Raw genomic sequence first — 20780 nt, forward strand, 5'->3', positions numbered from 1 at the left:
CCACCGAGCCTTCGCCGACGCCCAGTTCGCGCAGCCGCAGGGCCGTCCGCTGGGCCCGCCGGTCGAGCTCGCCGTAGGTGAGGCGGCGGACGCCGTCCGGGCGGGGGGAGGTGACGGCGACGGCCTCGGGGTGTTCGGCGGCGGCCTTGGCGACGAGTTCGGGCACCGGGGTGTCGTGGTCGGCCCGCCGGTCGGCGCCGCTGAAGCCGGTGAGGATGCGGCGGCGTTCGGCCTCGTCGAGCATCCGCAGCCGGCCGACCGGGCGGTCGGTGCCGGCGCTGGTCATGGCGTCCAGCAGGTTGCGGTAGTGCGCGGCCAGCCGCTCGACGGTGGCGGCGTCGAAGAGGTCGGAGTTGTACTTGAACACGCAGTGGAAGCAGCCGTCCGCGCGGTCCTCGTAGGCGGACAGCGTCAGGTCGAACTGCCCTTCCTCCTCGGGGAGTTCGATGTACTCCAGGCGGTAGCCGAAGCGCTCCACGGCGACCTTGTGGGTGAGCAGGATGAACATCGCCTGGAACACCGCCGAGCGGCCGGGGTCGTGCTGGAGCCCCAACTGCTCGACCAGCAGCGGGAACGGGTACTCCTGGTTGTCCAGGCCGCCGAGCACGCTCTCCCGCACCCGGGCCAGCAGCTCGGCCACGGTCGGCTCCCCGGCCAAACTGACGTGCAGCGGCAGCGGGTTGACGAAGTAGCCGTAGACGGAGGCGAACTCCTCCTGGGTGCGGCCGGTGACGGGGCTGCCGACCACGATGTCCTGCTGGCCCGACCAGCGGTGCAGCAGCAGGTAGTAGGCGCTCAGCAGCACCATGAACGGGGTGGCGTGGTGCGCGCGGGCCAGCTCGTGGACACGGGCGGTCAGGTCGGCGTCGAGCCGGAAGAACGCCGAGGCGCCGTTGTGGGTCTGCACGGCCGGCCGGGGCCGGTCGGTGGGCAGGGCGAGGGCGGGCATCTCGGCCGGCAGGTGGCCGCGCCAGTAGTCGAGCATCCGCCGGGCGTCGGGGCCGGCCAGGAAGCGGTTCTGGTGGTTGAGGAAGTCGAGGTAGCGGGCGGCCACGGCGGGGAGTTCGGGGGTGCGGCCCTGGCGCAGCGCCTCGTAGACCTCGAACAGCTCCTCGATGAAGGTGAAGGTGGAGATCGCGTCCGAGACGATGTGGTGGACGGCCTTCATCAGGACCCAGCGGTCCGGTCCGCGCCGGAACAGCCGCAGCCTGACCAGCGGGTCGTTCGCGAGGTCGTACGGCCGCCGGTACTCGGCGACGATCAGCGCGTGGATCTCCTCCCAGGGGCGGCCCTCGACGTCGAACAGTCCGGTGTCGGCCACCGCCTCCGGGCGGATCCGCTGGACCGGCCGGCCCTCCTCGGCGGTGAAGGCGGCCCGCAGCCCGGGGTGCCGGGCGACCAGTGTGCGGAAGGCGGCGAAGACCAGCTCGGGGTCGAGCTCGGCGCGCACCTCCACCGCGCCGCCGATGTTGTAGGCGAAGCCGTCCGGGTGCAGCTGGCGCAGGAACCACAGCGCCTGCTGGTTGTGGGTGAGCGGGTAGCGGGCCTCGTCGGTGTACAGCTCGACCTCGGCCTGCTCGGGGCCGCCCTCGGCGTCGAGCCGCTCGGCCAGGCCGGCGACGAGCAGGTCGACCAGGTCGCCGGTGGTGCCGTTGCTGAGCAGCGCCACCACCGGCAGGGCGACGCCCAGTTCGCCGTGCACCCGGGCGCGCAGCTCCATCGCGAGCAGCGAGTCCAGCCCGTGTGCGCCGAGTCTGGTGTCCGGGGCGATCCGCTCGGCGCCGATCCGCAGCACGGCCGCGGCGGCGGCGGTGAACCGCTCGGTGACGAGCCGGTGCCGGGTCGGCGGATCCGCCGTGCGGTAGGCGTCCAGGAAGCCGCCGGTCTCGGCCGGGGCCTGCTCGGCGGCGCTGGCGGCCAGGTCGGCGACCAGCGGCGGCGGCGCGGGGTACCAGGCGAGGAAGGTCGGCCAGTCGACCACGGTGGCGACCAGCAGCTGGGCGCGGTCCTGGCCGAGGACGCGTTCGAGCACGGCCGTGCCGGCGTCCGGCGGGAGCGAGCTCATGCCGCGGGCGTCGCGGTAGTGGGCGACCAGGCCCAGTTCCTCGATCATGCCGGTGGCCCAGGGGCCCCAGTCGAGGCTGAGGGCGGGCAGGCCGGCGGCCCGGCGGTGGTGGGCGAGGGCGTCCAGGAAGGCGTTGCCGGCCGCGTAGTTGGTCTGCCCGGCGGTGGTGAGCAGCGAGGCGACGGAGGCGAACAGCACGAAGTGGTCGAGCGGTTCGTCGCGCAGCAGCCGGTGCAGCAGGTGGCCGCCGACCACCTTGGGGGCGTATCCGGCGTCGAAGGCGGCCCGGTCCATCTGCGGCACCAGCACGTCCTTGACCTGCCCGGCGAGGTGGAACACCCCGCGGATGGGCGGGCGTTGGCGCTGCCGGTAGTCGGCGAGCCAGGCGGCGAGGGCGGTCTCGTCGGTGACGTCGACGGGGGCGAGCAGCGGTTCGGCGCCGAGCGCCTGGAGTTCGCGCAGGAAGGCGATCCGCTCCCCGGCCGGGCTGGCGGGGTCGGTCCGGTACCACTGGTCGCGCTCGGGCAGCGTGGTGCGGCCGACCAGGATCAGCCGCCGGGCGCCGCGCCGGACCAGGGTGCGGCAGAGCAGCCGGCCGAGCGCGCCGAACGCGCCGGTGACCAGGTAGCTGCCGTCGGGGCGCAGGACCGGCGGCAGCGGGCGGGTGAGGCCCTCGGCCTGGCGGAGCCGGCTGGTGCGGCGGTGGCCGGCCCGCAGGGCGATCTCCTGCTCGTCCCGGGAGGCGAGTTCGGCGAGCAGCGCCTCGGCCTGGTCGAGCGGGTCGGCGGCGGGGTCGAGGTCGATCAGGGTGCCGCGCTGGGCGACGAGTTCCTGCTGCCAGAGCACCCGTCCGATGCCCCAGGCGGGTGCGCCGAGCGGCTCGACCCGGTCGGCGGGGTCGGCGGCCTGGGTGCCCCGGGTGACGATGTGCAGCCGGGCGTCCGGGAGGGCGGCGGGCAGGGCCTGGGCGAGGGCGATCAGCGCGTAGCCGCCGAGGGTGGCGAGCTGGTCGAGCCGGTCGGCCGTGGTGGTGTCGAGGGCGGGCTGGTCGAGGTTCCACAGCTGGACGACGGTGCGGTAGCCGGGGCCGAGGTCGGTGAGGAGCCGGGTGAGGTCCTCGGCGGAGTCCGGGCGCACGGTCGAGTGCCCGTCGCCGGGCCGGTAGCCGGTGCCGGGCCGGACCAGGTGGCAGCGGGCGCCGCGTTCGGCGGCCAGCGCGGCGAGGCGTTCGGCGAGGCCGCCGGCGTCGGCGAACAGCAGCAGGTCGCCGAGGTCCTGGTCGGCGGGCGCGGCCGGGGCGTCCGTCCAGGCGAGTTCGGTGAGCCAGCCGTCGATGGTGGCGAGGCCGACCGAGGCGGGGGCCTGCGCGACGTCGGCGACCCGGAAGCCGGTGATCCGGCCGACCGGGGTGCCGTCCTCGGTGTACAGGGCGAGGTCGCCGACGAGTTCGCCGCCGCCCTCGCGGGTGACGGTGGCGTGCGCCCAGATCGGCCGGTCGCCGACCTGGTCGAGCCGGACCTCCTCGATGGACACCGGCAGCCGCACGCCGCCGTCCTCGGGCGTGAGCAGCCGGGTGGCCAGCAGGGTCTGGAAGCAGGCGTCGAGCAGCACCGGGTGCAGTTGGTGGTCGGCCGCCTCGGGGCCGAGCCGGTCGGTCGGGCTGATCCGGGCCAGTGCCTCGCCGGGGCTCGCCCACACCTCCTGGACGGCCTGGAAGGCGGGCCCGTAGTCGTAGCCGCGGACGGCCAGGAGCCGGTAGCAGTCGGGGCCGTCGAAGCGCTGTCCGCGCGAGCGGATCGCCTCGGCGTCCAGCGCCGGCCCGTGGGCGCGGCGCTGGCCGGTGCGGACCCGGCCGCCGGCGTGCACCACCGGTTCGCCGCCGGCCGGGGTGGAGGCGATGGTGAAGCGGGCGTCCTCCGGGGCGTAGCCGAGCTGGACGGGGGTGGGCTCGGTGTCGGAGAGGAACAGGGCCCGGTTCAGCTCGATCTCGGCGAGCACCACCTCGGTGCCGCCGGTGAGGGCGCGGACGGCCTGGGCGGCCATCTCCAGGTACCCGGCCGCCGGGAAGACCACCTGGCCCTCGATCCGGTGGTCGGCCAGGTAGGGCAGCCGCTCGGGGTCGAGTGCGGTGGTCCAGGCGGGTTGGGCGCTCGCGGTGCGGCGGCCGAGCAGCGGGTGGTCGACCTCGCCGAGCCGGACCTGCCGGACGGCGCTCGGCTCGACCCAGTACCGGTCGCGCCGCCACGGGTAGCCGGGCAGCGGCACCGGCCGGCCGGCCGGGTGCAGTGCGCGCCAGTCCGGTTCGACGCCCAGGGTGTGCAGTTCGGCGAGCGACCGGGTGAAGCAGGCGGGCTCGTCGGCGTGCCGGCGGATGGACGCCAGGGCGTGCGCGCCGTCGACGCACTCGCGGATCGCGTGGCCGAGCACCGGGTGCGGGCCGATTTCCAGGAACAGGCCGTGCCCGTCCTGGGCCATCCGTTCGACGGCGGCGCGGAAGCGCACCGGGTTGCGGACGTTGTGCCACCAGTACCCGGCGTCGAGTTCGGGGCCGCGGGCGAGGCCCTCGCGGGCGGTGAGGTAGAGCGGCAGCCGGGCCTCGTTGGGCTTGAGCGCGGCGAGCGCGGCGGTCAGCTCGTCCCGGATCGGGTCCATCCGCACGCTGTGGTACGGGACTTCGACCTCCAGGAAGCGGGTGAACACCTCCTGGCCGCGCAGGTCCTCGGCGAGTTCGCGCAGCGCGTCGGTGTCGCCGGCCAGGGTCACGGCGGAGGGGCTGTTGACGGCCGCCAGCGAGACCCGGGCGCGGTACGGGCGGATCCGGCGCTCCGCCTCGGCCTCCGGGAGGCCGACGGCGAGCATGGTGCCGGTGCCGGCCAGCCGCTGCTGGAGGCGGCTGCGGGCGAGCACCACCCGGACGGCGTCGGCCAGGTCGTACACCCCGGCCTCGTGGAAGGCGGCGACCTCGCCGGTGCTGTGCCCGACCACCGCGTCGGGGCGCAGGCCGTGGCTGCGCCAGAGCGCGGACAGGCCCAGCTGGACGGCGAAGTTGGCGGGCTGGGCGAGCCAGGTCTCGGCCATCCGGGAGTCGGCCTCGTCGCGGTGCAGTTCGTCGAGCAGGGACCAGCCGGCCTGCTCGCGGATCTCCCGGTCGCAGGCCTGGACGGCCGCCCGGTAGACCGGTTCGTTCTCGTACAGGCCCCGGCCCATGCCCCACCACTGCGGGCCCATGCCGGTGAACACCCAGGCGAGGCGGCGCTGTTGGCGCTCCCGGGCGCGGCCCTGGAGCACCCTGGGGTGCGCCTCGCCGCGCTCGTGGGCGGCCAGCGCCTCGTCCAGGTCGTCCTGCGTGGAGTAGACCACCGCGAGCCGCTCGGGCAGGTGCTGGCGACGGTGCGCCAGGGTGTGGCCGAGGTCGGCGAGCGGCACCCCGGCGGCGAGCTCCCGGCGGATTCCGGCGGCGAGTTCGGGCAGTCCGGCGGCGTCCTTGGCGCTCAGCGGCAGCACGGTGCAGGCCGGCTGCGGGGCCGGGGCGGCGGGCCCGGTGCTCGGCGGCTCCTCCAGCAGGACGTGCGCGTTGGTGCCGCCGAAGCCGAAGGAGTTGACGCCGGCCCGGGCCGGTCCGTCGTGCTCGGGCCAGTCGACCGGGGCGGTCGGGATGTCGAAGGGCAGCGCGGCCAGGTCGATGCCGGGGTTGGGCCGTTCCAGGTTGAGGTGCGGCGGGATCCGCCGGTGCTTGAGGGCGAGGGCGGTCTTGATCAGCCCGGCGACGCCGGCGGCGGCCTCGGTGTGCCCGATGTTGGTCTTCACCGAGCCGACGTAGCAGCGGTCGCCCGGGCGGCGGCCGACGCCCAGCACCCGGCCGAGCGCGGCCGCCTCGATCGGGTCGCCGACCGGGGTGGAGGTGCCGTGCGCCTCGACGTACTGGAGGCTGCCGGGCAGCACCCCGGCCTCGGCGCAGACCCGTTCGATCAGGGTGACCTGGGCGTCCGCGCTGGGGACGGTGATGCCGTTGGTGCGCCCGTCCTGGTTGACGCCGCTGCCGAGGATGACGGCGTGCACCGGGTCGCCGTCGCGCAGCGCGTCCGACAGCCGCTTGAGGACGACCACGCCGACCCCCTCGGCCCGGACGTAGCCGTCGGCGGAGGCGTCGAAGGCGCGCGAGCGGCCGTCGGCGGACAGGAAGCCGCCCTTGGTCTCGGCGATCGTGTACTGCGGCGCCATGTGCAGCAACGCGCCGCCCGCCAGGGCGAGTTCGGTCTCGCCGCGGAGCAGGCTCTGGCAGGCGAGGTGCACCGCGACCAGGGAGGAGCTGCAGGCGGTGTCGATCGAGACGCTGGGGCCGCGGAAGTCGAAGCAGTGCGAGATCCGGTTGGACACCATCGTCATCATGGTGCCGGTGGCGGTGTGCGCGGCGAGCGTGCGGAAGTCGAGGTCGGCGAACTGGAGGATCTTGTAGTCGAGGGTGAAGGCCCCCATGTAGACGCCGACGTCGCGGCCGGCCAGCTCGCCGGGGCGCAGGCCGCCGTCCTCCAGGGCCTCCCAGCTGACCTCCAGCAGCTTGCGCTGCTGCGGGTCCATGTGCTCGGCCTCGCGCGGGCTGATGCCGAAGAAGTCCGGGTCGAAGGTGTCGAACCCGTCGATGTAGCCGCCCCGGCCGCCGATCAGGCGGCCCGGTTTGGAGCGGTCGCGGCTGCCGAGCGTGCCGGTGTCGTAGCGGTCGGCGGGTGTCGCGGTGAGGCAGTCCCGGCCCTCGACGAGGTTGCGCCAGTAGGTCCGGTGGTCGTTGGCGTGTCCCGGCAGGCGGCAGCCGATGCCGGTGATCGCGATCCGGTCGCAGGGCACGGCGAAGGGCGAGGTGGTCATGATCCAATCCGAGGGTGATGGCGTGGCGGCGCGGACACGGGCGGAGGAAGAGCGGCCTCGCGGGCAGGGTCAGACGGACGGCTCGGTGGCCTTCACCTGGCGCCAGGGGTGCAGCAGGGTGGCGCCCACTTCGCCGGTGGCCGGGAAGGCGGCCGGATCGGCGAGGCCGACGGCGGTGGGCACCCGGCCGGGGCGCCAGGTGAAGCTGCCGAACACGTGGTCCCACAGCGAGAGGTCGGAGGCGTAGTGCCCGGCCTCAGCGAGGTCGGTGCTGTGGTGCAGTCGGTGGAGCTCGGGGCCGGCCAGCAGGTGGCCGAGGAGCCCGAGGCGGACGTCGATGTTCGCGTGAACGAAATACCCCTGCGCAAGAATGAATATTCCGACCACGAACACGGATTCCGCCGAGAAGCCGATCAGCGACAGCAAGAGTTGCACCACGGACTGCGCGACGAACACGTCGAGAATATGGTTCACGCCGTTGTTCGCGACATTCACCTTGTCCGGCACGTGGTGGACGCCGTGCAGGCGCCAGAGCCACCGGTTGTGGTGGGACCAGCGGTGGACGAGGTAGTCGCCGAGCGAGCCGACCAGCAGCGCGAGCGGGATCTCCACGGCGAACGGGAGCGCCGGACGGGCCGCCCCGAGCACCTGCACCAGCGCCGTCACCAGCCCCACCGCGACCGCGCCGCCGACCATGCTCAGCACGAAGTACACGGTGTACCAGCGCAGTTCACGCCCGCTCGGATGCCAGTCGGTCCGGTACGGGATCACCCGCTCCAGTACCGCCAGGTACCCGAGGACGCCGACCAGCACGAGGGGGGAGACCCGGTCGGGCTCCCAGTGGAAGTGCAGTGTGGCGACGGCCGTGCACAGCACCCCCAGGAGCAGAAGCGGATGAGCGAGCCGGCGTGCAATGGCGGACAGCACGCGCCCCCTTGGTTATTCGCGAACTAATGACTGGAAACGTCAGAGACTCTAGCGGGAGCGGTCAGCTGCGGCAGTCATTCGACGTGTTAACGCCATAAATAACCCGATCGGAGGAAGATCCGCGCACGAAGTTGACGCTAGAGCGGCGCGAAAGGGGCGCGTTTGTTCGTAGGCACCGGAGAAACCGGAGCGCAGCGAGGCCGGTTTCGCGCCGGGCGAGGTCGCACGCCCCCCTGTGGCGGGGTGCGGTCCGGACCCGAATCCGGCCACCGGTCCCGCGAGGGCGGCGCGGGTGGCACGGGGCGAGCGCGAACCGGGCGCGCGGGCGCGGGCGGGGTGGGCAGCGCGGGCGTGGGCAGCGCGGGCGGCGGCGCCCCTCAGAATCCCGCCAGCTCCGCCAGCCGCCACGCCGCGTCCGGCCGGTACGCCGCGAGGCGGTCGCGCAGGCCGCGCAGCTCGTACCCGACCAGGGCCGGCAGGGCCGCCGCCGGGGCGGTCTCCAGGGCGGGCCCGAGCAGTTGGACGGCCGTCTGCGGGTCGTGCGCGCAGGCGTGGCAGTCCGCCACCCGGACGGTGAACAGGAGACGGCTGGAGGGGAGCTGGGCCGGGCCGAGCAGGCCGAGCGCGGTCTCGGCGGCGGTCAGCGCCCGGCGGGCCAGCCGGGGGTCGTCGACGACCGCGGCGAGGTCGCGCAGCGCGGCGGCCGCGCCGGACTCCACCCGCAGCCGCATCGAGGCGATGGAGAGCCAGGGCGCGTCGTCCTCGTCCCGGGCGCCGATGTGGTCCAGGTGCAGCCGGGCGCGGCCGAGGTGCCGGATGGTGGCCCGGACGTCGCCGGTGAGGGCGTGCGCACGGGCCTGGCCGATCTGGCCCATCGCGCCGGCCCAGTGCCGGCCGGGGGCGGCGCGGCCGGTCTCCCGGGCGTAGCCGAGGGCGGCGGCCGGGTCGCCGTCCATCCGGGCGAGGGTGCTCATGTCGCTCAGCGCGGCGACCTGGGTGGCCTGGTCCCCGGCGAGCTCCGCCCAGGCGAGCGCACGGTCGAAGCAGGCCATCGCGGTGGCGTTGCGGCCGTCCTGCATCCGCAGCGCGCCCGCGGCGTGCGCGTGCTCGGCGGCCAGCCGGGCCAGCGGGCGGCGCTGCGCGGCGGGGGCGGCGGCGAGCCGGGCGAGCACGGCCTGCAAGGTGCGTTCGACGGCGGCGGCCAGGCCCGGCAGGCCGCCGGCCTCGCCGGAACGCAGGTGGGCGGCGAGCAGCCCGGTGAGGGCGTGTGCGGTGGCGGCGTCCAGGGGCGGCGCGGCGGCCGGGTTCGCGGCGCAGAACTCGGCGTGCAGCGCGGCGAGTTCGACCGGACCGGGGACGTCGCAGCCGTCGGCGCCGTGCAGCGGGCAGAGCAGGCCGTAGTCGGGCAGCCGGGGCGGCGGCTGGGCGGGGGCGCTCCAGCGGGCCGGGCCGCCGGGCCCGTTCACGGCCGCGGTGGGCAGCGGGGGCCGCAGCAGGGCGGGCGCGAGGGGCGCCAGGGAGGGCAGTTCGGCGGTCTCGGCCCGCTGGCAGGCGGCCCGCAACTCACCGCCCGCACCGAGGAGTTCGTCGATCCGGTCGGCGATCCGCGGGGTGACCCGGCGGGCGCCGTGCTCGATCTTGCTCACCGCGGTGTGGTCGTAGCCGATGCCGGCGCCGAGTTGGGCCTGGGTGAGGCCGGCCCGGCGCCGCCAGTGGCGCAGCCGGGCGCCGAAGTCCCGCCAGGCGCCGAGCTCCTGGGCGGGCGGGGCGACGGGTGGGGACGGAGGTGGGAACGGAGGTGCGGACGCCGGTGCCACGGCCACGCGGTTGCGGTGCACGGCTGCCTCCTCCGGTCGCTTCCCCCGGGCCCTCGCCAACCTTCCGACCATCAGGACGGTACTCGATGACACCCGGTCCGTACATGAGGTGGTCTCAACCACTCGGACAAAAGCCCAGCTTGACGGAATTTGCCAACCCTATGCATCGCGTGCACCAGCCATTGACCAGAGCATGACGCCGTGTGAGGGTTCCGGCACCCGAACGCGGACGGCCCGCACGGCCGTCCCCCAGACACGGCCCTGCGGTGCGCCACCAGCCATGCCGTCCGCGGTCGAGGACCCCCACATGCTAGGAGCCTCGATGCAACGCAGAGTTTCCACAGGACGGTTGCTGACCACGGCGACCACCCTGACCGTGCTGGCCGGCATGATCGCCGCCACGGCCGGGCCGGCCACCGCCGCGCCCACCCCCTCTCCCGCACCACCCAGCGCCCTCGCGGCAGCCGTCAACGCCGCCGACGCGGCCGCGGCCGCCGGCCTGGACGCACTGGCCAAGGGCCCCGGCGAGACCTACGAGCGCCGGGCCGTCACCCCCTGGCTCGGCGGCCTCTACTCCGTCGCGTACGACCGCAGCTACCGCGGCCTGCCGGTGGTCGGTGGCGACGCCGTGGTGCTCGCCGATGGCCAGGGCAAGGTCCGCGGCCTCCAGTCGGCCGCCACCGGGCCGGTCGGCGGGTCGATAACCCCGCAGGTCAGCGCGGCGAACGCGGAGAAGACCGCGCGCACCAAGCTGGCCGCGGTGGACTCGGTGGCCGAGCGCCGCCTGGTCGTCCGGGTCAAGGACGGCGCGAGCCGGCTCGCCTGGGAGACCGTCCTCAAGGGCCGTACCGAGAGCGCGCCGAGCACGTTGCACGTCTTCGTGGACGCCGCCAGCGGCGAGGTGATCGACAGCTACGACGATGTCCGGGCCGGCACCATCAACAGCAAGTGGAACGGCCCCGGCCCGCTGACCATCAGCACCACCAACTCCGGCGGCTCGTACTCGCTGCGCGACCCGAACCGGCCCGGCCTGACCTGCTCCGACTACAGCAGCGGCCAGGTGTTCAGCAAGTCCTCCGACTCCTGGGGCACCGGCAACCCCTCCAGCAAGGAGACCGGCTGCGCCGACGCCATGTGGGCGGCCCAGAAGGAATGGGACATGCTCCGCGACTGGCTCGGTCGCAACGGCCACAACGGCAACGGCGGCAGCTGGCCGGTCAAGGTCGGCCTCAACGACGTCAACGCCTACTGGGACGGCAGCTCCATCTCCATCGGCCACAACCAGAACAACGAGTGGATCGCCGCCCAGGACGTCGTCGGCCACGAGTTCGGCCACGGCATCGACCAGTACACCCCCGGCGGCGCCAACAACGAGAACGGCCTGGGCGAGGGCACCGGCGACATCTTCGGCGCGCTCACCAAGGAGTACGCCAACCAGCCCGCGCCCTACGACTACCCCGACTACCAGGTCGGCCGGCAGGTCAACCTGGTCGGCCAGGGGCCGATCCGCAACCTGTACCAGCCCTCACTGGTCAACAACGACCCGAACTGCTACTCCTCCTCCATCCCCAGCACCGAGGTGCACGCGGCCGCCGGCCCGCTGAACCACTGGTTCTACCTCCTGTCGATGGGCTCCAACCCGGGCGGCGGCAAGCCGTCCAGCCCCACCTGCAACAACTCCTCGGTCACCGGCATCGGCGTCAAGCAGGCCGGCCAGGTCTTCTACGGCGGCATGCTGCTCAAGACCAGCGGCATGACCTACAAGCGGTACCGCACCACCACCCTGACCGCCGCCAAGAACCTCGACCCGACCTGCAACTACTTCACCCGGACCAAGGCCGCCTGGGACGCGATCAGCGTGCCCGCGCAGAGCGGCGACCCGACCTGCACCCCGTCCGGCAACAACGACTTCTCGCTCGCGCTCGGCCCGGCCTCCGGTTCCGTCCAGCCCGGCGCCTCGACCACGGCGACGGTCTCCACCGCCGTCACCTCGGGCACCGCGCAGACCGTCAACCTGACCGCCTCGGGCGCCCCGACCGGGGTCACCGCGACGCTCAACCCCTCCTCCGTGCAGACGGGTTCGTCCGCGACGCTGACCCTGTCGGCCTCCTCGGGCGCCCCGGCCGGGACGTACGTGATCACCGTCACCGGCACCGCCGGCGCGGCCACCCACACCGCCCAGTACACCCTGACCGTCGGCGGCGGGGGCACCCCCGGCGGGCCCGCGCCCGACATCGACGTCGCCAAGGTCCAGGCCCACCTGACCCAGCTGAACACCATCGCCAACCAGAACGGCGGCAACCGCCGGGCCGGCAGCGCCGGGCACAGCCAGTCCGTGGCGTACATCAAGGGCAAGCTGCAGGCCGCCGGCTACACCGTGACCGAGCAGACCTGCACCTCCTGCACCTACCAGTCCAACAACCTGATCGCCGACTGGCCCGGCGGCCCCGCCGACCAGGTCACCATGTTCGGCGCCCACCTGGACAGCGTCTCGGCCGGCCCCGGCATCAACGACAACGGCTCCGGCTCGGCCACCCTGCTGGAGAACGCCCTCGTCCTCGCCCAGCAGAACCCCACCCTGACCCGGCACGTCCGGTTCGCCTGGTGGACCGGTGAGGAGCAGGGCCTCCAGGGCTCGCAGTCCTACGTCGGCCAGCTGAGCTCCACCCAGCGCTCCGCGATCAAGTCCTACTACAACTTCGACATGGTCGGCTCGCCCAACGCCGGCTACTTCATCAACAACATCACCTCCGCCGCCTCCGCACCGATGAAGGCCTACTGGGACTCCCTCAACCTCCAGCCGGAGGAGAACGTCGAGGGCCAGGGCCGCTCGGACGACTACTCCTTCCAGCAGGCCGGCATCCCCACCTCCGGCTACGCGGCCGGCGCCGACGCCGTCAAGACCTCCGGCCAGGCGACCAAGTGGGGCGGCAGCGCGGGCCGTTCGTACGACTCCTGCTACCACCAGTCCTGCGACACCACCAGCAACATCGACCCGACCGCGCTGAACCGCAGCGCCGACGGCGTGGCCTACACCATCTGGAAGACCTCCGTCGGCGGCACCACCCCCGCCAACGACTTCTCCCTCGCGGTGAACCCGGCCACCGCCACCGTCAACCCCGGCGACTCGGCCACCGCGACGGTCTCCACCGCCACCACCTCCGGCTCCGCCCAGACGGTCAACCTGACCGCCTCCGGCGCCCCGGCGGGCGTGACGGTCTCCTTCAGCCCGTCCTCGGTGCAGTCCGGCGCCTCGGCCTCGCTGACCATCGCGACCGCCGCGAACACGGCGGCCGGCACCTACAGCATCACGCTCACCGGCACCGGCTCCGCCACCCACAGCACCAGCTTCTCGCTGGTCGTGGGCAACGGCCCGACCAACCCCGGCGGCACCTGGACGCCCGGCACCACCTACCAGGCGGGCGACGTCGTGACCTACAACGGGGTCAGCTACCGCTGCATCCAGGGTCACACCGCCCAGGTCGGCTGGGAGCCGCCGATCGTCCCCGCCCTGTGGCAGGCCGTGTGACCCGTAGGGCACCCGCCTGACACCCCGTAAGCCGCTGCGCCGCGGTCCGTCGAGGGGGACGGATCGCGGCGCAGCTGTGCGCCGGACGCACCCCCGGGTCACCGGGCGTAACCGGGCCGCCACTCGGCTGACGTACAGTCGGCTGCGGGGCGGGCCGCCCGCCCACGACGGCCGACCCCCGAGGAGACTCCCGGTGACCACCGACACCCGCCCCGTACCGGAGCTGGCCGCCGACGCCGTCGAGCAGTGGCGCACCGAGGAGGCTGACCTCATCGACCTGCTCGCCCGGGCGCAGCGCGGCATCGGCGGCATCGCCGCCTTCCGACTCGGCCCCACGCCCACCGTGCTGGTCACCGACCCGGCCGCCGTACAGCACGTGCTCGGCCGCCACCCCGACCGCTACGTCAAGCGCTCGCACCGCGCGCGGATGCTGGTCGGCGACGGCGTACTCTCCGCCACCGGAGACGCCTGGAAGCGCCAACGACGGCTGCTGCAGTCCCAGTTCACCGGCACCGGGATGCGCCGCTACGAGCAGCGGATCGCCGCCGCCGCCCGCCGGACAGCCGACCGCTGGAAGGGCTACGCGCGCACCGGCGAGACCTTCGACCTCGGCGAGGAGATGCGCGGATTCGCCCTCGACACCGTCTGGCGGGCCCTCACCGGGCTGCCGTTGGACGACCGCACCGACCATGAACTCCGCTCCGTGGAACGGGTGGTGGCGGCCATGCCGACCCTGCCCACGGACGCCGGGGACGCCCGGGACGCCGTCGCCGCCGACCTCTCCCGGATCGACGCCGTCGCGCTGGCCGCCATCGACGCGGCACGCTCGGCGACCGACGTCGAGGAGCCCGGCGTGCTGCGGGTCCTGCTCGACGCCGCGGCCCAACACCCCGAGTACACCGACCGGTTGATCCGCGACGAACTCGTCACCCTGCTCGTCGCCGGGCACGAGACCACCGCCACCACTCTCACCTGGCTCTTCCTCCTCCTCGACCGCCATCCCGAGGCGCGCGGCGCGGACCCGCAGGCCCTGGTCAGCGAGGCCCTGCGGCTCTACCCCCCGGCCTGGCTGCTCCCCCGGCACGCCGTCGAGGACGACGTGATCGACGGCCACCGCATCGCCGCCGGCACCGACGTCCTGGTCTGCCCCTACCTCACCCACCGCGACCCGGCCCTGTGGCCCGACCCCGAACGCTTCGACCCCGCCCGCTTCACCGCCACCGGCGCCCGCCCCGCCCAGCTCGGCGCGTACCTCCCCTTCGGCCTCGGCGCCCGCGCCTGCCTCGGCACCCAGTTCGCCGTCCGCGAGACCATCGCGCTGCTCGAACTCCTGCTGCCCGCCCACACCGTGCGGTTCCGCTCCGTCCCGACCGGCTCCGCCTACAGCATCACCGTGCGACCCGACGGGCCGACGCCGGCGGTGCTGAGCTAACCGGTCGCGGGCGCGATCCCGGTCGCGGTCCCGGTCGCGGGCGGGAGGAAGTCGTCGGCCAGCTCCTCGCCGGCGAGGGCGGCGTCGACGCGGGCGTCGATGTGCGCGTGGGTGACCGGGCAGTCCAGCGGGCGGTCGCGGTGGCAGTCGAGCATGTGGGTCAGGACGGCCGCGGCGCGCTCCAGGCGGCGGGCGCGGGCCGTCATCTCGTCCCGCTGCGCCGCCAGCAGCGCCTTCCGCTCCGCCGCCTGCTCGCTCGCCATCACGGCGGCCGTCCCGGCGAGCGGGATCATGCCGTCCACGTGCCAGAGCTGGACCAGGGCGAGGCGTTCCAGGGCCGCCCGGTCGTACTGGCGCACCCGGCCGCGGCGGGCGGCGGGGGCGATCAGGCCGCAGTCCTCGTAGTAGCGCAGGGCGGGGACGGAGAGGCCGAAGGCCTTCGCGACCTCGGTGATCGAGTAGAGCTGCTCCACGCGTCGTCTCCTTCACGGTTCACGGCCGGCGGGTTGCACTCAAGCGCACTTGAGCGTGAAAGCTTAGGCAAGCCTAACTTCCTGCCGCAGCGAAGGGTTCGCCGCTCATGCCGCTCAGCACCGCCTCCGCCCCCAGCCGGACCTCACCGGGCCGCGCCGCACCCGCCTCCGGCGCGCTGCTCGTCGTCGGCTTCGTCCTGCTCAGCCTCAACACCCGGGTCGCGTTCGGGCAGGTCGGACCGCTCGCGCCGGTCGCCGGCTGGGGCCAGGGCACCGTCACCGTGCTCGGGCTGCTGCCCCCGCTGTGCATGGGCCTGTTCGCACCGCTCGGCGCCCTCGCCCGGCGGCGGATCGGCGAGGAGCGCGGGCTGTTCTGGGCGAGCGTCCTGCTCGTCGCGGGCGCGCTGCTGCGCACGGCGGGCCTGCCCGGGCTCTACGCGGGGACGGTGCTGGTGGGCATCGCGGTGGCGGTCGTCAACGTGCTGATCCCGGTGTTCGTCCGGGCCCGCTTCGCGCCCCGGCGGATCGGCACCATGATGGGCGTCTACGCCCTCGCGATGGGCGCCGGGTCGGCCGTGGTCGCCGCCCTGGTCGCGCCGGTCGCCGACGCGTGGTCCTGGCGGGCCGCGATCGGCCTCGCCGTCGTGCCGGCCGTCCTCGCGGCGGCGGGCATGGCGCCGCAGCTGCGGGTGGAACGACGGATACCGGCCGCAGCCGCGCCGGCGCACCGCCGGCCCGTCGGCCGCACCGCGCTCGCCTGGAGCCTCACCGCCTTCTTCGGCATCCAGACCCTGGTCTTCTACGCCACCCTCGCCTGGCTGCCCTCGATCCTGGTCGACGCCGGCCTCAGCCGCACCGCCGCCGGCACCGACCAGGCCGTCCTCATCCTCGGCCTCGCCGTCGGCGGCTTCCTCGCCCCCGTCCTCGCCGCCGCCCGCGCCGACCAGCGGCCGCACCTGCTCGCCGTGGTGGCCGTCTGCGTCCTCGGCCTGCTCGGCGTCGTACTCGCCCCCGCCACCGGCGCGCCGCTCTGGGCCGGCGTCCTCGGCATCGGCATGGGCGGCGGCCAGGCCCTGGCCGCCGTCCTCTTCGCCCGCCGGGGCACCGACCACGACCACGTCGCCGCGCTCTCCACCATGGCCCAGACCTGCGGCTACCTCCTCGCCGCCACCGGCCCCGCCCTCACCGCCGCCCTCCACACCGCCACCGGCTCCTGGACGGCCCCGCTGCTGACCCTGGTCGGCCTGCTCCTGGCCGGCTCCGTCCTCAGCCTGCGCGCCGGCCACGACGCCCGGCCGTGACCGGCGTGCCTCCGCACCCCCGGCACCTGCGCCCCTCGATACTCCGGTAGACCCGTACGAGAGGACGCCGATGGAATTCCTGGTCGACATGGTGACCACCGTCCCGGACGGAACCACCGAGGAGGCGATCGCCGACATCCGGGCCCGCGAGGCCGATCGCTCCCGCGAACTCGCCGCCCAGGGCACCCTGTTGCGGCTCTGGCGCCCGCCACTCGCCCCCGGCGAATGGCGCACCTGGGGCCTGTTCAGCGCCCCCGACGAGGAACGGTTGGAGCAGGCACTCGCCACCATGCCCCTGCGGGTATGGCGCCAGGACACCGTCACCCCGCTCTCCCCGCACCCCAACGACCCCGGCCGCCCGGAAGGCACCCGATGAACGACGAAACCGTCCTGCGCGACGTCCTCGACCGCTGGAAGACCGCCGTCGACGCCCACCAGCCCGAACAGGTCGCCGACTGCTTCACCGAGGACGCGATCTTCCAGGGCCTCCACCCGTACACCGTCGGGCGCACCGGCATCGCCGAGTACTACGCCTCCCAGCCGCCCGGCATGACCGCCGCCTACCGCGTCCTGGAGACCCGCCGCCTCACCGACGACCTCCTGCTCGGGTACCTGGGCGTCGACTTCGCCTTCCCCGACCGCCCCACCCTCACCGTCAACCTCGGCGTCCTGCTGCGCCGGTCGGCCGACGGCTGGTCCATCGCCCACTACCAGGTCTCGCTGCTGCCCTGAGCGGCGCCGTCACGTTCCAGCGCCGCGCTCCGTCGGGCCGGTGAGAGCAACCCGACAGGAACAAAGATCGTCTGATCGCCCCCAGGGGCAGTCCAGGGTTGTTATCAGGGTGATCACCGATGGGCGACGGCAGCTGGACGCAGCAGAGTTGACGAGGTCAACAAGTCCGTCAACGCCGCCCCGGAGAAACCCCGATGAGCATCCGCCTCGCCGTCACCACCCTCGCCCTGGCCACCGCCCTCACCACCGGCGCGGCCCTGCCGGCGGCCGCCGCCACGCCTGCTTCCAACGCCCCGGCGCTGGTGAACCCGACCGTCCAGGGCATCCTCGACCACCTGCCCGACGCCGTCGTTGCGGGCGCGCTCATCAGGCAGGACGGCGTGGACGCCACCGCCGGCCCGGTCACCGCCGGCGCCTACCTCCGGATCGGCAGCGTCACCAAGGTGTTCACCAACACCGTGGCTCTCCAGCTCGTCGCCGAGCGCCGGATCGGCCTGGACACACCGGCACGGCAGTACGTCCCCGAGGTGCTGCCCGAGGCGTACGACCGCGTCACCGTGCGCCAGCTCCTCGACCACACGAGCGGCCTGCCCAAGCCCGCCCGGACTCCCGGCCCGGCCGACGGACCCGGATGGCAGCTCAAGTCCGTGACGCCCGAAGACCTCCTGCGCGCCTCGTTCGCCGCAGCCACCGACGTGCCGCCCGCACCCCCTGCCGAGCAGCAGTACAACGGACTCAACTCCCTGGTCCTCGGCCTGATCGTCGAGAAGGTCACCGGCCACTCCCTCACCACCGAGCTGGAGCACAGGATCATCCGGCCGCTGCATCTGAGCCACACCAGCCTGCCCGCCGCCGACGACCCGACCATCCCCTCGCCCCACGCGGAGGTGTACCTCGACGGACAGGACGTGACCGAGCAGAGCCCGTACCCGTGGGCCGAGGGAGGCATCATCTCCACCGCCGCCGACCTGGACCACTTCATCACCGCGCTGTTCCGGGGCCGCCTGCTCCCGCCCGCCCAGCAGAAGCTGGTGTTCGAGGTGCCGAACGTGCCGAACGCCGCCGAAAACACCAACTGCGTCGGCCAAACGGCCTGCTACAGCATCGGCGGGCTCATGCGCTACCAACTCCCGAACGGCGAGTACGCCTGGGGCAAGACCGGCTCCCGCCCCGGCTGGGACAACGGCGTCTTCGCCACCCGCGACCTCCGACACCGCGTGGTGTACTCCCTCAACCCGACGGGGACCGGCAACGACCTCCCCTATATCAAGGCACTCGTCAACGCCACGCTCGCCGGCTGACAACCGCAACCGTCCGGTGCACGGCGCGCAACGCCCGAGGCCCAGGCAACCCGGCACACCTTCCCGGTCACAGCACTGGCGACACGGCCCGCCCGCCGCGCTCGGGGCGAGCGCGGCGGGCTGACGGGGGAGGTGGCCCCGGGGGACATCGGACGTTGCCCTGGCGTACCTTCCGCCGGAGGTGCGGGGTCGAACAGACTGGGAGGGACTGTCGCCGATCCCTCGAAGGGGCCTTTCCTGTGCGTGCCCATGACTCCGGTAGTGCGTTTGCCGCCGACCGACGACCGGGCCGTACCAGTCGGCCCGCGGCTCCCGCCCGGCTGCCGTCCGGTGCCCGGGCCGTGACTCCGGCGGCGCTCACCGCCATGCAGCGGGCCGTGGGCAATGCCGCGGTGAGCCGGATGCTGGAGCAGGAACAGGAACAGCACGAGCACGCTGCGGCCGACGTGCAGCGTTCTGCGGTCCACGAGGTGCTGAGGAGCGCCGGCACGCCCTTGGCCGACGGGATCCGGAGCGAGATGGAGACGCGGCTGGGTGCGGACTTCTCCGATGTCCGGCTGCACACGGGTGCGACCGCCCGGGAGTCGGCGGCCGGGATCGGCGCCCGCGCGTACACCTCGGGCAGCCACATCGTGCTCGGCGCCGGAGGGGGCGACAAGCACACGCTCGCGCACGAGTTGACCCACGTCATCCAGCAGCGCAGCGGCCCTGTCGCGGGCACCGACAACGGGACGGGGCTGCGGGTCAGCGACCCCTCCGACCGCTTCGAGCGCGAGGCCGAGGCGAACGCCTCCCGGGTGCTGTCCCGGCCGCTCGCCCGGGAGTCCGAGGCGGAGCACGCGGCCCACGCGCACGGCACGCAGGCCGTCGAGCCCTCGGTGCAGCGGCGCCCTGCGACGAAGCCCGCCGGGGAGGAGGGCGACCACACCCACGTCGACCCGGACTATCCGGGGCTGCGGCTCGTCCTGGACGAGAAGCTGACCAAGGAGTACTACGAGAAGATCTACCAACTCGCGGGCTCCGAGGAGCGCGTGATCTTCGACGAGGACGGCAGCTACGGGTACATCAAGGTCGACGACGACCTGGAGACCTACTACAAGCTCGTCAACATGGAGGTCGGTCCGGAGCAGGCGCAGGCGGACCTGAGCGGCCACTTCTCCCGGCAGCGGGACACCAGCTTCCACGTCCGGGCGGGCGCCGGGGCCTTCCACGGTGCGCAGATCGACCAGTTGCAGGACTTCGAGGCGCAGGGTGTGCGTTCGGGCCAACTGGTCGAGGTGAGCGTCGCGTTGCTGCAGCAGGCCAGCGGCCGTGCGCAGACCGTGGCGGGCGGGCTCGTCGAGAAGCGGCTCGGCGCCGCCGTCACCGGCATGAAGAACAGCGCCGCACTCGAACCGATCAAGATCCGGGTCGACGGGGGCGGCATCAGCATCCAGGACGGAAACCACCGCCTGGGCGCGGCCGTTCAGCTGGGGCACGCCTACGTGCCGTGCAAGATCGCCTGACGGGGGCTGCCGAGTCGGGACGTCCGGTAGCGGCTCGCGGTCGGCCGGTCGGCGCCTTGTACTTCCGCAGCGCGCCGCACACTTCTACCGTTGCGTCATGCGGCGTGTTCTGATGGACCGTTCGAACCCGGGCGTGCTCGACCTGGTCCTCGTGGAGCGGGGCGGCTCGCTCCGGTATGCCCTCACCGCCGCGCTCCAGAGCGTGATCGCGGCACCGGTGCTGTTCCTGTACGGTGCTCTCTTCTCCCTCCCCCTCGACATCGGCATGCTGTTCGCCGGCACCGGATGGGGCCCGGTGTGGGCGGCGGCCGGGATCGCCGGCGGGGCGTGCGCGGTCATCGGGTGGGCGCTGATGGTCCGCCTGGTCTTCCGTACCGTGCACCGGCTGCGCTTCGCGCCCTCCGCCGAGCCGGCCACTGTTGTCCTCGTCCGGGGGGCCCGGGCGGACCGGCCGATGCCGGTCACCGAGGTACGACGGATCCGGATCGACCACTCCACCGAGGAGCCGTACGACGGCGACCCGCGCCCGAGGTCCGTCACCATCACGCTGACCGTCCTGCTGGAGCGCGGCGAACTCCCCCAGCGGCCCCTGCCCCAGGACACCGACACCACCGCGCTCCACCGCGAGCTGCGCGAGGCCCTCTCCCCCGCCATCTCGGTGGACCTGCACGTCAGCCACCACCAGCGCCCCGCACCGCCGCCCCCGCCCTCGGTCGCGGACCGGCGCTCGTGGCACCACTTCCGGTACGGGCACGGCGGTTCGACCGGCGGCGTGGGCGGCGGCTGAGCCTGGCCACCGGCCCCCTTCGCCGACCTCGACGGGGCCACCGTCGAG

General features: G+C 73.9%; 12 protein-coding genes. 8 read left to right on the forward strand and 4 right to left on the reverse strand.

Features of this window, described 5'->3' with window-relative positions; all coding sequences use genetic code 11:
* From ACFWPT_RS35940 to ACFWPT_RS35950, 3 genes are all read right to left on the reverse strand, one after another.
* The coding region (locus tag ACFWPT_RS35940; protein ID WP_380486979.1) for a condensation domain-containing protein at window positions 1-6928 on the reverse strand (6928 nt) is incomplete at its 3' end.
* 69 nt (window positions 6929-6997) lie between these two features.
* Window positions 6998-7855 carry a sterol desaturase family protein gene (locus tag ACFWPT_RS35945; protein WP_380339611.1) on the reverse strand — a complete coding sequence of 286 codons (858 nt, stop codon included), beginning with the start codon at window positions 7853-7855 and terminating at the stop codon, window positions 6998-7000.
* A 377-nt stretch (window positions 7856-8232) separates the two neighbouring features.
* The gene (locus ACFWPT_RS35950) at window positions 8233-9693 is read right to left on the reverse strand and encodes a helix-turn-helix domain-containing protein (RefSeq protein ID WP_380486982.1); all 1461 of its coding nucleotides are present in this window, start codon (window positions 9691-9693) and stop codon (window positions 8233-8235) included.
* A gap of 301 nt (window positions 9694-9994) precedes the next feature.
* Here ACFWPT_RS35950 and ACFWPT_RS35955 point away from each other — a divergent pair, with 301 nt between their 5' ends.
* Complete coding sequence (locus ACFWPT_RS35955) at window positions 9995-13201, forward strand: M28 family peptidase (RefSeq protein ID WP_380379751.1); 3207 nt, start codon at window positions 9995-9997, stop codon at window positions 13199-13201.
* A 193-nt stretch (window positions 13202-13394) separates the two neighbouring features.
* Window positions 13395-14633 (forward strand): cytochrome P450, encoded by a 1239-nt coding sequence (locus tag ACFWPT_RS35960; RefSeq protein WP_380486984.1) that lies wholly within the window; start codon window positions 13395-13397, stop codon window positions 14631-14633.
* Here ACFWPT_RS35960 and ACFWPT_RS35965 read toward each other — a convergent pair.
* Window positions 14630-15106 carry a MerR family transcriptional regulator gene (locus ACFWPT_RS35965; protein ID WP_380486986.1) on the reverse strand — a complete coding sequence of 159 codons (477 nt, stop codon included), beginning with the start codon at window positions 15104-15106 and terminating at the stop codon, window positions 14630-14632. The two genes, ACFWPT_RS35960 and ACFWPT_RS35965, sit on opposite strands and share 4 nt — an antisense overlap.
* A 107-nt stretch (window positions 15107-15213) precedes the next feature.
* Between ACFWPT_RS35965 and ACFWPT_RS35970 the strand changes: the two genes are divergently transcribed.
* The 6 genes from ACFWPT_RS35970 to ACFWPT_RS35995 all read left to right on the forward strand — a co-directional run bounded on the left by ACFWPT_RS35970 (window position 15214) and on the right by ACFWPT_RS35995 (window position 20732).
* Window positions 15214-16407, forward strand: coding sequence for an MFS transporter (locus ACFWPT_RS35970; protein WP_380486988.1), 1194 nt, complete (start codon window positions 15214-15216; stop codon window positions 16405-16407).
* Between the two features lie 70 nt (window positions 16408-16477).
* On the forward strand, window positions 16478-16783 hold the full coding sequence (locus ACFWPT_RS35975) for a muconolactone Delta-isomerase family protein (protein ID WP_380486990.1): 306 nt from the start codon (window positions 16478-16480) through the stop codon (window positions 16781-16783).
* Window positions 16780-17139 (forward strand): SgcJ/EcaC family oxidoreductase, encoded by a 360-nt coding sequence (locus tag ACFWPT_RS35980; protein ID WP_380486992.1) that lies wholly within the window; start codon window positions 16780-16782, stop codon window positions 17137-17139. The genes ACFWPT_RS35975 and ACFWPT_RS35980 overlap by 4 nt, the downstream gene beginning before the upstream one ends.
* A gap of 194 nt (window positions 17140-17333) precedes the next feature.
* Window positions 17334-18440: a serine hydrolase domain-containing protein gene (locus ACFWPT_RS35985; RefSeq protein WP_380486994.1), complete on the forward strand. Its 1107-nt coding sequence runs from the start codon at window positions 17334-17336 to the stop codon at window positions 18438-18440.
* Window positions 18441-18781: 341 nt separating this feature from the next.
* The gene (locus tag ACFWPT_RS35990) at window positions 18782-19945 is read left to right on the forward strand and encodes a DUF4157 domain-containing protein (RefSeq protein ID WP_380486996.1); all 1164 of its coding nucleotides are present in this window, start codon (window positions 18782-18784) and stop codon (window positions 19943-19945) included.
* Window positions 19946-20042: 97 nt separating this feature from the next.
* Window positions 20043-20732, forward strand: a complete 690-nt coding sequence (locus ACFWPT_RS35995) for a hypothetical protein (RefSeq protein WP_380486998.1) — start codon at window positions 20043-20045, stop codon at window positions 20730-20732.
* The last annotated feature ends 48 nt before the right edge of the window (window positions 20733-20780 follow it).

The organism is Kitasatospora sp. NPDC058478 (assembly GCF_042720345.1).
Taxonomy (GTDB): Bacteria; Actinomycetota; Actinomycetes; order Streptomycetales; family Streptomycetaceae; genus Kitasatospora.